Source organism: Pseudomonas oryzihabitans (assembly GCF_007665395.1).
Classification (GTDB): Bacteria; Pseudomonadota; Gammaproteobacteria; order Pseudomonadales; family Pseudomonadaceae; genus Chryseomonas; species Chryseomonas psychrotolerans_C.
The window spans coordinates 269,635-282,656 of record NZ_VDND01000003.1 but is presented as its reverse complement, the minus strand read 5'-3'; the positions used below and the strand labels follow the sequence as shown (position 1 = coordinate 282,656).

Annotated in this window: 11 protein-coding genes; 7 read left to right on the top strand and 4 right to left on the bottom strand. The window is 65.4% G+C overall.

All coding sequences use genetic code 11. The features are described from left to right. The first annotated feature begins 90 nt into the window (after positions 1 to 90). Positions 91 to 1,188, top strand: coding sequence for an agmatine deiminase (gene aguA / locus FSV73_RS08835; RefSeq protein WP_145006873.1), 1,098 nt, complete (start codon positions 91 to 93; stop codon positions 1,186 to 1,188). A 65-nt stretch (positions 1,189 to 1,253) separates the two neighbouring features. On the opposite strand, the gene FSV73_RS08830 is transcribed toward aguA, so the two are convergent. From FSV73_RS08830 to desA, 3 genes are all read right to left on the bottom strand, one after another. Further along, positions 1,254 to 2,633: an OprD family porin gene (locus FSV73_RS08830; RefSeq protein ID WP_145006871.1), complete on the bottom strand. Its 1,380-nt coding sequence runs from the start codon at positions 2,631 to 2,633 to the stop codon at positions 1,254 to 1,256. Positions 2,634 to 3,512: 879 nt separating this feature from the next. Next, positions 3,513 to 4,490, bottom strand: a complete 978-nt coding sequence (locus tag FSV73_RS08825; protein WP_145006870.1) for a sensor domain-containing diguanylate cyclase — start codon at positions 4,488 to 4,490, stop codon at positions 3,513 to 3,515. Positions 4,491 to 4,603: 113 nt separating this feature from the next. Continuing rightward, positions 4,604 to 5,791 (bottom strand): delta-9 fatty acid desaturase DesA, encoded by a 1,188-nt coding sequence (desA, locus tag FSV73_RS08820; protein WP_145006868.1) that lies wholly within the window; start codon positions 5,789 to 5,791, stop codon positions 4,604 to 4,606. 252 nt (positions 5,792 to 6,043) lie between these two features. Between desA and oscA the strand changes: the two genes are divergently transcribed. From oscA to FSV73_RS08790, 6 genes are all read left to right on the top strand, one after another. Next, on the top strand, positions 6,044 to 6,229 hold the full coding sequence (gene oscA / locus FSV73_RS08815; protein ID WP_145006866.1) for a sulfur starvation response protein OscA: 186 nt from the start codon (positions 6,044 to 6,046) through the stop codon (positions 6,227 to 6,229). Positions 6,230 to 6,305: 76 nt separating this feature from the next. Further along, the gene (locus FSV73_RS08810; RefSeq protein WP_145006864.1) at positions 6,306 to 7,307 is read left to right on the top strand and encodes a sulfate ABC transporter substrate-binding protein; all 1,002 of its coding nucleotides are present in this window, start codon (positions 6,306 to 6,308) and stop codon (positions 7,305 to 7,307) included. A 105-nt stretch (positions 7,308 to 7,412) separates the two neighbouring features. After that, positions 7,413 to 8,225 (top strand): sulfate ABC transporter permease subunit CysT, encoded by an 813-nt coding sequence (cysT, locus tag FSV73_RS08805; protein WP_145006862.1) that lies wholly within the window; start codon positions 7,413 to 7,415, stop codon positions 8,223 to 8,225. Positions 8,226 to 8,244: 19 nt separating this feature from the next. Continuing rightward, positions 8,245 to 9,102 (top strand): sulfate ABC transporter permease subunit CysW, encoded by an 858-nt coding sequence (gene cysW / locus FSV73_RS08800; protein WP_437179274.1) that lies wholly within the window; start codon positions 8,245 to 8,247, stop codon positions 9,100 to 9,102. 6 nt (positions 9,103 to 9,108) lie between these two features. Next, positions 9,109 to 10,077: a sulfate/molybdate ABC transporter ATP-binding protein gene (locus FSV73_RS08795; protein WP_145006858.1), complete on the top strand. Its 969-nt coding sequence runs from the start codon at positions 9,109 to 9,111 to the stop codon at positions 10,075 to 10,077. 145 nt (positions 10,078 to 10,222) lie between these two features. Further along, complete coding sequence (locus tag FSV73_RS08790) at positions 10,223 to 11,773, top strand: methyl-accepting chemotaxis protein (RefSeq protein WP_145006856.1); 1,551 nt, start codon at positions 10,223 to 10,225, stop codon at positions 11,771 to 11,773. Here the strand turns inward: FSV73_RS08790 and FSV73_RS08785 are convergent. Next, entirely contained in the window at positions 11,770 to 12,966 is a 1,197-nt protein-coding gene (locus FSV73_RS08785) for an HDOD domain-containing protein (protein WP_145006854.1), read from the bottom strand. The genes FSV73_RS08790 and FSV73_RS08785 overlap by 4 nt on opposite strands. Positions 12,967 to 13,022: the final 56 nt, after the last annotated feature.

Below are 13,022 nucleotides of genomic sequence, written 5' to 3'. Positions count from 1 at the left end.
CCGCAGCCCTCTCGCGTCATCACGCCCGAGGCACCCTGCCGCCCCCTTTCCCCTTTCAGCCCCCGAAGACTCTGGACGGAGAGCCTCGCCATGACCATCCTCACCACGCCGCGTGCCGACGGCTTCCACATGCCCGCCGAATGGGCCGAGCAGCGCCAGATCTGGATGGTCTGGCCCGAGCGGCCGGACAACTGGCGCCTGGGCGGCAAGCCCGCCCAGGCGGCCTTCACCGCGGTCGCCCAGGCCATCGCCCGCTTCGAGCCGGTCACCATAGGCGCCTCGGCGCAGCAGTACGAGAATGCCCGCGCGCGCCTGCAGCATCCCAACATCCGCGTGGTGGAAATCAGCAATGACGACGCCTGGTGCCGCGACACCGGCCCGACCTTCGTCAGCGACGGCCAAGGCGGCGTGCGCGGCGTCGACTGGAGCTTCAATGCCTGGGGCGGCCTGGACGGTGGCCTCTATTTCCCCTGGCAACGAGACGATCAGGTCGCGGGCAAGATCCTGGCCATCGAGAACCTGCCGGGCTACCGCACGCCGGACTTCGTCCTCGAGGGCGGCTCCATCCACGTGGATGGTGAGGGCACCCTGATCACCACCGAGGAATGCCTGCTCAACGCCAACCGCAATCCGTACCTGGATCGCACCCAGATCGAGCGCTATCTGAGCGACTACCTGGCGGTGGACAAGGTGATCTGGCTGCCCCATGGCCTTTATAACGACGAGACCAACGGCCACGTCGACAACTTCTGCTGCTACGTGCGCCCGGGCGAGGTGCTGCTGAGCTGGTGCGATGACGAGACGGACCCCAACTACAGCCGCTGCCGCGAGGCGCTGGCCGTGCTGGAGCGCGAGACCGATGCCCGTGGCCGTGCCTTCAAGGTCCACCGCATCGTCACCCCGGGCCCGCTGTTCGCCCGCGAAGAAGAATGCCGGAACGTGGATGCCTGCCTGGGCACCCAGCCCCGTCACGCCGGCGAGCGTCTGGCGGCCTCCTACGTCAACTTTCTGATCGTCAATGGCGGCATCATCGCCCCCACCTTCGACGTGCCCGAGGACGCCGAGGCCCTGCGCACCCTGCAAGCCTGCTTCCCGGAGCACGAGGTGGTCCAGGTGCCCGGCCGCGAGATCCTCCTGGGCGGCGGCAATATACACTGCATCACCCAGCAGCAGCCGACGGGTCGCTGAGCCTTTGTTCCGGCCATAAAAAAAGCCCGTCTCGCGACGGGCTTTTTTCTTGACCTGGACGCGGCTTAGAGCAGCGGCAGGGTGTAGCTGACGATCAGACGGTTTTCGTCCTGATCACGCTGGGTAGCGGCCGGCAGGTCGGTACGCAGCGAAGCGTTACGCCAGCTGAAGCCCAGGCCCTTGAGCTGGCCTTCCGGGATCACGTAGCTGACGGTCAGGTCACGCTCCCATTCCATGAAGTCATTGCCAGCGGAGGTGCGGATGTTGTCGCCACGCTGATAGATGACGCCAGCGGTCAGACCTTTCAGGCCCAGTTGACCGAAGTCATAGGAGTAGCGAGCCTGCCAGGTGTCTTCGCCGGAACGGGCGAACTTGTTGATCTGCAGGTCGGTGATGATGTAGGCGGACGAACCGTCGCCCTGGTTCAGCCAGGGGAAGTCGCTGTTGCCATTGCTACCCTGGTAGCCAGCGCCGAAGGTGTGACCGGCGATGGAGTAGGTGAACAGGGCGCTGTACAGGCGGTTGTCGACTTCGCCACGGGTACGGCCGTTGCCATAGTAACCGGAAGAAGCATAGAAGCGCTGGCTAGCTGCCAGAGCAGCATAGTCGCTGCTGTCGTTCTTGCCGTCACCATTGCTGTCGAAGTAGCGCAGGTCGCTCTTGAAGGTACCTTCACCCAGCTTGACGCTGTGGGTCAGACCCAGGAAGTGCTGGTTGTAGAAGTCTTCCAGCTGACCGAAGTAGTACTGCAGGGTCAGGTCTTTGGTGACCTTGTAGTCGCCGCCGACGAAGCGGAACTGGTTGCTGTCACGGGCGGTGGAACCACTGTTGGCACCACCGATGGACAGCTCTTCGTCGTTGCTGGAGTTACGACCCTTGGCGTGCTCGAGCTGGCCCGCGGTCAGGGTCAGGTCCTTGATTTCCTTGGAGGTGATCTGGCCACCCTGGAAAGTCTGAGGTACCAGACGACCATCGTTGAAGGAAACGACCGGCAGCTTGGGCATCAGGGTGCCGTAGCGCAGTTCGGTCTGGGAAATCTTCATCTTGGCGGTGGCGCCCAGGCTGGAGAACTCGTCGACGGAGCTGCCGTCGGTCTCACGCGGGAACATGGTGCCCGGCTGGTTCGAGCCATCGGTCTTGCCCGCGCGGCCACCGCCATCCAGACGGATACCGACCATGCCAACGGCATCGACGCCGAAACCGACGGTGCCTTGGGTGAAACCGGATTGGTAGTTCAGCAGGAAGCCCTGACCCCACTCTTCAACTTTCGAGGGGTTACGCGCAGAGAAGGAAGCCTCGTTGCGGTTGTCTGTGTTGATGTAGAAGTTACGCAGACTGAGGGTGGCTTTGCTGTCCTCGATGAAACCGGCAGCTTGCGAAGCGGCGATGAGGGACAGGTTCAGACAGGCCGCGGAGACCGCGACCACCAGTGGCTTCTTGACCATGTGTGCTCCAGGGGTGAATCGTTGTTATGCAGCCACCAGAGGTGTCAGCGCCTGCTGGTGGTAAGCCCGACGGGCTGTGCGGAAGGGAAAGCTAGAGGGCTTTTGTTTCAATTTGGAGAATTTCCCGGGCCTGGTCGACTTTTGAGTTGCGACCTCCAGCACAGGACCCCTGCCACCGTCTTCCACGTTGCGAAAGCTAATTGCAAAAAAGCATTTCGTCTAGCAATACGTGGTTGAAAACCCGCCCTGTGGTCTTCCTCACTTGCTGGTCGGTCGTCTCGGGCAGGAACCTTGGTCGCGCAACCCTGCGCAAAGATCCGTCTATTCGTCTCCACGCCGCTTGACCAACCCGAGCCGCTACCGCTCTAGGCCAGCACTTTCAGGCCGTACGAGCGCGATCAGGGCACCCGCAACGTTGCCATCGACGCTAATAACTTTTTCGAATTTTCTTATATATCAATGAGTTGTAATTTGTTGCTACGAAACGGGCGATGGGTACCTGCAGACGGTGCCAGAGTCGCCTTGGCATTCGGGGCTTGGCGTTAGAAGCAGCAAAAGCATTACTGCGTGGAGCGCCATGGCGAAAAGTCTTGCCACTAAGCGCGGCTAAAGCTGCCCGCGCTATAGCGAAGCTGGCACTGGCTAGGTCATCGATAGCGGGAGGTCGTGCCCGCGGCGATGGAGCTTTGGGCTAGCCACCGCGCGCGAAGGGCGCCGGTTACCCGAAGCTGGAACAGGATGCCAAGGTACCGCAGGCAGGCCGGAGGTCTTCCGGCCATGCTCGCGAAGGCCGATGGCAAAGCCAGCAGGCTGGCCATTGCCCTACCCGGGACTGAGGTGAAGACCTCTCTGCCTACCCAGGACCGCAAGGATCCTGAGCTAGCCCTGAACGATCTGGTCCTTGCCCTGGCGCTTGGCCCGGTACATGGCTTCGTCGGCCCTTACGTAGAGCGTATCCAGGGACTCGTCGCCGTCGCGCAGGACGGTGGCTCCCTGGCTAATGGTGACCTTCAGCGGACCGTCGGCCGTGGGTACGGCGAGTTGCCGGACGGCACGCTGCAGGCGGCCGCCGATCTGCAGCGCCAAGTCGCTGTCGCAGCCCGGCAGCAACAGGGCGAATTCCTCGCCACCGATGCGGCCGAACAGGTCGCCACGGCGAGTGGTCTGGGCACCGCACTCGGCAACACGCTGTAACACTTGATCGCCCATCTGGTGCCCGAAGCGATCGTTGATCTTCTTGAAGTCGTCGATATCGAGCAGCAGGAAGGCCAGCGGCTCTCCTTCGCTTTGGGCAAATTCGAAGGCGCGCTGGGCGCTTTCGAAGAAGTGCCGGCGGTTGCTGCTGCGGGTCAGCACATCGGTGGTGGCCAGGCGCTGGAGTTCTTCCTCCATGCGCTTCTTGTCGGTGATGTCTTCGGCGATGCCGACCACCAGCAGTGGCATGCCGGCCTCGCTGCGCTGGCTGACGAAGCATTTGTCGCTGAGCCAGCGGATCTCGCCGTCGGCGCGGATGATGCGGTATTCGCGCGATTCGATGGCGCCCTGCTCGATCACCTGCTCCAACGTACGCTGGGCATATTCGAGGTCATCGGGATAGATGTTGTTGAGCCAGGTGCTGTAGTCGCTCAATACCAGCGACTGGGAGCGACCGAAGATCTGTTCGTAGGCGGGGCTGACGTAGATGATCTGGCGAGTGCGCCAGTCGAGTGCCCAGAGTACGGCGTTGACGCTTTCCAGGAGCGCGCTGAACAGCTGCTCGCGATCACGCAGGCGATCTGCCTCGGCCCGCGAATGCAGGAGGGCCAGCAGGTTCTCTTCCGGGGTGGGAAGAGCGGATAGCAGCGGTTGTTCGTCCATATACAAGTGCGCCTACGCGGGGTCCTGAGGGGATTAGAGACAGCCAGGACGGGCCTGGTTCAATTCCCGCGTGATGCAGCCCACCGCTTCGGTGGGCTTTTGTGAAGCCTTTCTCAGGCGACGCCGGCCGGGCGCAGGGAATAGGTCTTCAACTGCTCGGCGAACTCGCGCAGGGACTGGATGCCACTGGCTTCGGCCTCGCCGATCCATTGGCGGGTCGCCGCCAGCATGTCGTGTCCGTTGGCGCTGGTCCGCGCCCAGATCTGCTGCAGCGCCAGGCGCTTCTCGTAGATCAGCTTCAGGGTCTGGCTATGCTCCAGCAACTCGTCGATGCGCACCTGATGACGCGCCTTGAGCAGACTGGTCTCGCGCGCCAGCAGGCCGCGGGCCCGGCGGAACAGCGGACGCTGGGACGGCGCGGCACTGCCCCGCTCCTGGCGCAGCAGCGGGCCGATCACCTGCTTGCGGTACTGGGCCATGATCTGGAAGCGATTGTTGAGGATGGCCATGGCGGTATCCATGTCCAGCTGGCCCTTGCCTTCGATGCGATGGGCGATGGGTGCGATGCGGTTGACCTTGGCCAGGCGCAGCCAGGTGAACAGCTTGATCCAGGCCCAGCCCATGTCGAATTCCCAGCGCTTGACCGACAGCTTGGCCGAGTTGGGATAGGTGTGGTGGTTGTTGTGCAGCTCCTCGCCACCAATGACGATGCCCCAGGGCACCAGGTTGGTGGCGGCGTCGCGGCACTCGAAGTTGCGGTAGCCCAGGGCATGCCCCAGGCCATTGACCACGCCAGCGGCCCAGAAGGGAATCCAGATCATCTGCACCGCCCAGACGGTCAGGCCCAGCGCGCCGAACAGGGCCAGGTCGATCAGCAGCATCAGGCCGACGCCGAGGTTGCGATGACGGGAATAGAGCGTGCGCTCGATCCAGTCGTCCGGGCAGTTCTTGCCGTAGATGCGCAGGGTCTCGGCGTTGTTCGCCTCGGCCTTGTACAGCTCGGCGCCCTTGCGCATCACGGTACCGAGCCCCTTGTGCACCGGGCTGTGGGGGTCATCCGAGGTTTCGCACTTGGCGTGGTGCTTGCGGTGGATGGCCGTCCACTCGCGGGTGTTCATCGCCGTGGTCAGCCACAGCCAGAAGCGGAAGGCGTGCTTGAGCGCGGGGTGCAGCTCGAGCGAGCGGTGGGCGGAATAGCGGTGCAGGTAGACGGTGACACTGACGATGGTCAGGTGGGTGAGCACCAGGGTGACCAGCACCAGTTGCCAAACCGTCAGGTCGAGCAGGCCGTTGTAGCTCATGGACGCAGAAGACCTCGCGCGAGATGGTGTAGTGCAACTGTCACGGAAAGTTCAGTGAACAGGCGTTCGCGCATTATTGACAGGGTGGCGGAGAAATCCACCCCTCCCTTTTGCTACACAACGTGTCCTTCACAGACTGCTAATTCGAAAAGCGAATAAACAAAGCATTATTAGCAATTTAAAGAAATAAAGGTCGTCCCCCTAAGATGGCGCCAACTCATCGCCCATCCCCTCACTCGAGGACGCCTTCCCATGAGCTCCGTTCCGTTCCGCAGCCTGGAAAACCAGGACGAAACCGCACTGCTCCGCGACATCCAGCAAGCCCTGCGCGGGCTGAGATTCGGCGCCATCGAGATCACCGTGCACAACGGCCAGGTGGTGCAGATCGAGCGCAAGGAAAAATTCCGGCCGCAAAGCGGTAATCCGGCCAAGCACTAGGTCGACGAGGTCAGCGGACGAGCGGGCAAGGCGCCCGCCAGACGGTGTCCGGCTTTCTCACTTCAAGGAGCGCTCCATGTCCATTCGCCGTTTCGCCCTGGCCACCCTGGCCAGTGCCCTGTTCGCCACCCAGGTCCATGCCGTCGAACTGCTCAACGTGTCCTACGATCCGACCCGTGAGCTCTACCAGCAGTACAACGCCGCCTTCGCCAAGCACTGGAAGAGCGAAACCGGCGAAGACGTGACCATCAAGAATTCCCATGGCGGCTCCGGCAAGCAGGCGCGCTCGGTGATCGATGGCCTGCAGGCCGACGTGGTGACCCTGGCGCTGTCCGGCGACATCGACGCCCTCAACCTGCACCAGCAGCTGGTCGATCCGAACTGGCAGAAGCGCCTGGCGGACAACAGCACCCCCTACACCTCGACCATCGTCTTCCTGGTGCGCAAGGGCAATCCCAAGGGCATCAAGGACTGGGACGACCTGGTGAAGAAGGACGTCCAGGTCATCACCCCCAATCCCAAGACCTCCGGCGGCGCGCGCTGGAACTTCCTCGCCGCCTGGGCCTATGCCAAGGCCAAGTACGGCAGCGATGCCGAGGCGCTGAAGTTCGTCACCGAACTCTATCGCCACGCCCCGGTGCTGGACACCGGCGCCCGCGGCGCCACCATCAGCTTCGTGCAGCGTCAGCTGGGCGACGTGCTGGTCGCCTGGGAGAACGAGGCCTACCTGTCGCTCAAGGAAGAAGGCGGCGACCAGTTGGAGATCGTCACCCCGTCGCTGTCGATCCTCGCCGAGCCGCCGGTCGCGGTGGTGGACAAGGTGGTCGACAAGAAGGGTACCCGCAAACAGGCCGAGGCCTACCTGCAGTACCTCTACAGCCCCGAGGGCCAGCGCATCGCCGCGCAGAACTTCTACCGTCCCCGCGACGCCAAGGTAGCGGCGGAATTCAAGGATCAGTTCAAGCCGGTCAAGCTGGTGACCATCGACCAGGAATTCGGTGGCTGGAAGGATGCCCAGCCGAAGTACTTCGCCGACGGCGGCGTGTTCGACAAGATCTTCGCCGACATCAACAAGTAAGCCTCTGGCCGGGACGGCTCACGCTGACCGGCCCGGAACAGGTATCGTTCCCCCCTCTGCGCCCTGGCGAATGCATCGCCGGGGCGCCTTGCAGAAGGACGCCCCATGTCTCGCCGTCTCTCCCCGGTCATACCCGGCTTCGGGTTGACCCTGGGATTCTCCCTGACCTACCTCGCGCTGATCGTGCTGATCCCGCTAGGCGCCATGTTCCTCCATGCCAGCCAGCTGAGCCTCGGCCAGTTCTGGTCGCTGATCACCGGCCGCCAGGTGCAGGCGGCCCTGCAGCTGTCCTTCGGCACCGCCCTGCTCGCCGCCCTCGTCAACGGGATCCTCGGCACCCTGCTGGCCTGGGTGCTGGTGCGCTACGAGTTTCCCGGACGCAAGCTGATCGACGCCATGGTCGACCTGCCCTTCGCCCTGCCCACCGCGGTGGCCGGCATCGCCCTGACCGCCCTCTATGCCCCCAATGGCATGATCGGCTCGCTGTTTCCCTTCAAGATCGCCTACACCCCCCTCGGCATCACCCTGGCGCTGATCTTCGTCACCCTGCCCTTCGTGGTGCGCACCCTGCAGCCGGTGCTGGCGGACATCCCAAAGGAGATCGAGGAAGCCGCCACCTGCCTGGGCGCCCGGCCCTGGCAGGTGTTCCGCTACGTGCTGGTGCCGACCCTGCTACCGGCCTGGCTGACCGGTTTCGCCCTGGCCTTCGCCCGCGGCGTGGGCGAGTACGGCTCGGTGGTGTTCATCGCCGGCAACATCCCGTTCAAGACCGAGATCCTGCCGCTGCTCATCGTCTCCAAGCTGGACCAGTACGACTACACCGGCGCCACCGGCATCGGCGTGTTCATGCTGCTGGTGTCCTTCGTCATGCTGCTGCTGATCAACCTCCTGCAGCGCCGCATCCAGCCCAATATCTAAGGACGTCCGCATGAGCCTCATGACTTCGACCAAAGCCGATGCGCGGGCCAGTGCGCAGCGTACGCCGGTGGCCATCGCACTGATCGCCAGCGCCTGGCTGGTGTTCCTGCTGATCCTGGTCCTGCCGCTGTACATGGTGCTGAGCCAGGGCCTGGCCCACGGCATCGGCGCCTTCTGGGACGCCATCAGCGAACCGGATGCGCTTTCCGCGCTCAAGCTGACGCTGTTCGCCACCGCCATCTCGGTGCCGCTGAACCTGGCGTTCGGCCTGGCCGCGGCCTGGTGCGTGACCAAGTTCGAGTTCACCGGCAAGAGCCTGCTGCTCACCCTGATCGACCTGCCCTTCTCGGTCTCGCCGGTGATCGCTGGCCTCATCTATGTGCTGCTGTTCGGCGCCCAGGGCCTGCTGGGACCCTACCTGCAGAGCGTCGACGTGCAGATCGTCTTCGCCGTGCCCGGCATCGTCCTGGCGACCATCTTCGTCACCTTCCCCTACGTGGCCCGCGAGCTGATCCCGCTGATGCAGGAACAGGGCACCCAGGAGGAAGAGGCGGCGCGCCTGCTGGGCGCCAGCGGCTGGCAGCTGTTCTGGCACGTGACCCTGCCCAACGTGAAATGGGCGCTGATCTATGGCGTGGTGCTGTGCACCGCGCGGGCCATGGGCGAGTTCGGCGCGGTGTCGGTGGTCTCCGGCCATATCCGCGGCCTGACCAACACCCTGCCGTTGCACATCGAGATTCTCTACAACGAATACAACATCGTCGCCGCCTTCAGCGTGGCGATCCTGCTGCTGATGATGGCGCTGTTGATCCTGCTGCTGCGGCAGTGGAGCGAGAGCCGCCTGAGCCGCCAACTGCAGCACCGTGACGAGGAATGAGCCGCCATGAGCATTGAAATCCAGGGCATCAACAAGAGGTTCGGCGCCTTCCAGGCGCTCAAGGACATCAACCTGCACATCGAGAGCGGCGAACTGGTTGCCCTGCTCGGCCCCTCCGGCTGCGGCAAGACCACCCTGCTGCGCATCATCGCCGGCCTGGAGTCGCCGGATGCCGGCAACATCGGCTTCCATGGCGAGGACGTCTCCGGCCGCGACGTGCGTGATCGCAACGTCGGCTTCGTCTTCCAGCACTACGCCCTGTTCCGCCACATGACGGTATTCGACAACGTCGCCTTCGGCCTGCGCATGAAGCCGCGCCGCGAGCGCCCCAGCGAGGCGCAGATCGCCAGCAAGGTGCATGAACTGCTGAACATGGTGCAGCTCGACTGGCTCGCCGATCGCTATCCGGAGCAACTCTCCGGTGGCCAGCGCCAGCGCATCGCCCTGGCTCGCGCCCTGGCGGTGGAGCCGAAGATCCTGCTGCTCGACGAACCCTTCGGCGCCCTGGACGCCAAGGTGCGCAAGGAACTGCGCCGCTGGCTGGCGCGCCTGCACGAGGAGATCCACCTGACCTCGGTGTTCGTCACCCACGACCAGGAAGAAGCCATGGAAGTGGCCGACCGCATCGTGGTGATGAACAAGGGGCAGATCGAGCAGGTGGGCTCCCCCGCCGAGGTCTACGAACAGCCGGCCAGCGACTTCGTCTATCACTTCCTCGGCGACTCCAACCGCCTGGCGCTGGGCGAGCGGGAGGTGCTGTTCCGGCCGCACGAGGTGGAGCTGGAGCGCGAGGCGCGGCCGGGCTATCACGCCGCCGAGGTACGGGACATCCGGCCGCTCGGCGCCATCACCCGGGTGACCCTGAAGGTGCCGGAGCAGAGCGAGGTGATCGAGGTGGAACTGGTCAAGGACCACCCGGTGCTGGCCGGCCTGCAACGCGGTACGCCGCTGCACTTCCTGCCGCGCACTCCTTGAGCGGCGCCTTCGGTCGGCTGCGACCAAGGTCGTAGCCAATAACGTCAGACAACCGTTGCAACCTCCGGAAACTTGGCTCCATGATCGTGACGTCGAAGCCGTCACGGTTTCGGCATCGACCCGAGCACAAGAACAAGGAGGTCGCATGCCCAGGCGCTGGCCACTCGTGTTGTCGCTTCACCTGCTCGCCCTCGGCGCGGCGCTGCTGTTCTGGCAGCGCCTGGCCCTGCCTACAGCGGCCGGCGTGGGCCTGACCTTCGTCGCCGCGCTCTGGCCCTGGCTGCTGATGCGCGCCCCTGCCGCGCCGCCGGCGGTGACCCAGCCACTCGACGACCTCACCCGCGACCTTTCACGCAGTACGGCGCGCAATGCGGTGGCCATCGCCGGCGTCGCCTATGCGGCCCAGCAGCTGGCGGCCCGGGTGCAGTCCCAGGCCAGCGCCGCCGCGCAGATGGCCAGCAGCGCCGCCGCGCTGACCCAGACCGAACAGGACAGTGCCGGCAGCGCCCGCCAGGCGCTGGACGTAGTGCAGCAGGTGCACGAACGCAGCGAAGCCGGGCGTGAGGCCCTGGGCGAGGCGATCGCCGCCATCCGCGCCCTGAGCGATCATGCCCGCGAGAGCCGCGAACTGATCGCCGGGCTCAGCGTGCGCACCGACAAGATCCAGCAGGTCACCGCGGTCATCCAGGCCATCGCCAGCCAGACCAACCTGCTGGCGCTCAATGCCGCCATCGAGGCGGCGCGGGCCGGCGAACACGGTCGCGGCTTCGCCGTGGTGGCCGATGAGGTACGGGGTCTGGCGGCACGGACCTCCAGCGCGACCGGCGAGGTCGGGGTGATCGTCGCCGACATCAGCCAGCAGACCGGCGCCGTGGTCAGCCAGATCCAGGAACTGGCCACCGCCCTGGAAGACGGCGTACGCCGTGTCGAGCATACCGGCGAAGGCTTGCAGGAGATCGCCCGGCTGGCGCAGACCGCCGAACGCCAGGCGGAGGACATCGCCCAGGGCACCTCGGCCAATCTCGTCCAGCTGGAAAACCTGGCGGAGGCAGTGGCGCAGGTGCACAGCGACCTGGCCGACAGCGAGCGCCAGACCAATCGCCTGAGCAGCGCCGCCGACGAACTGGTGGACATGGCCGAAGCCAGCAGCGAACGCCTGGCCGAGGTAGGCCTGGACAGCTACCACCAGCGCATCTTCGAGCTGGCGCGCCAGGGCGCGGATGCCATCGGCCAGCGCTTCGAAGCCGACCTGGCCGCCGGCCGCATCACCCCGGACGCGCTGTTCGACCGCCAGTACCAGCCGCTTCCCGGCAGCCAGCCGCCCAAGTACCGCACCCGCTTCGACAGCTATACCGACGGCGTGCTGCCGGCGATCCAGGAGCCGCTGCTGACGCAGCACCCCGGGCTGGTGTTCGCCATCGCCTGTACTCCCGAAGGCTACGTGCCGACCCACAACAATGCCTTCGCCCATGCCCCGACCGGCGATCTGGCGGTGGATACGGCGCGCAGTCGCAGCAAGCGCCTGTTCGGCGACCGTACCGGCAAGCGCTGTGGCAGCCACCAGCGGCGGCTCCTGCTACAGACCTACATGAGGGACACCGGCGAGGTGATGCACGACCTCTCGGTGCCGATCCTGGTGAACGGGCGGCACTGGGGCGGACTGCGCCTGGGCTATCGCCCCGATACCGCGCGCTAGGCCAGTTGCAGCTGGGTGACGGCCAGCTTCCAGACCGGCGCTTCCAGCCCCAGCATGCGGCTGGCCTTGTGCTCCAGCAGGCCGTCGAGGGACTCGCCGGGCGGCGGGCACGCCGCCTGGGCGGCCAGGTGCAGGATCAGCGAGGGCTTGGGCAGCACGCCGTGCAGGCTGTGCACCGCCGCCACCAGCTCGCGCAGCTCCAGCGGCAGGCGCCAATGGCGCTGCAGCTCGCTGGAGAATTCCAAGCTGTAGTCCGCCAAGGCACGCGTCACCGCCGCCTCATCGACCACACCGCCCGCCGCGCACCAGCGCTGCAGCCCCTGCAGCACGGCCAGTTCACCCAGGCGATGCAGCAGACCGCCGGTGTAGCAGCGTTCGGCGTCTTCCCGGGCATAGCGCAGCGCCAGCAGCCGCGCGCAATCAGCGGCGCGCTGGGCCAGGTGCAGATAGCCTTCGGCGCGCCCGGCCAGCAGCGGATCGGCCAGCCGCGTCGCGCGCTTGAGGCTCAGACCCAGCACCAAGTTCAGGGTGAAGCCGACGCCCAGGCGCGGCAGCGCCTGGCTGAGCGTCTGGCAGGACTGGCCCACGCGCTGGGAGGCGCTGTTGGCCGCGGCGATCAGGGTCGCGGTGACCAGCGGATCCTGGCTGAACTCGGTCTCCAGTTCGCCCAGGCTGCAGCTCGCGCTGTCACGGCAGCGCTGGATGATGGCGGGCAGGTCGGCGAACAACGGCACGGCGTCGATCTCCGCGGCCATGCGCTGCAGGTAGTCGTCCAGGGTACCCTGGGGGCCGGATGGGTCTACCTGGGTATCCTCGCCCGCGGGCGGCAACAGGCTGCGCAAGCGCCGCAGCAATTCTTCGGCGTTGTAGGGCTTGACCAGGTAGGCGGTGGGCGCGAGGCGCAGCGCCGCGCGCACATAGGCGGCATCGGCCTGGTCGGAGAGCAGGATGACCGGCTGCAGGGGCTGGGTGCCGCGCTGGCGGATACGGCGCAGCAGGTCGAGTCCATCGCAGTCGGCAGGGCGTTCGGCGATGACCAGGGCGCATCTCTTGCGCTGGTCCAGCTCGGCGAGGGCCTGATAGCCATGGCCGTATTCGTGGACCTGGGCGTCGGCGCGTGCGGCCAGGACGAGTGACTTGAGCAGATCCCGCGTCCAGGGATTGGCATCGACGATGAGTATCAGGGGCGGCATCCCAACCCACTCCTGCTTGCGGCAAGCGAAGCGGCGGATGATGCGGCAAAAGTGGA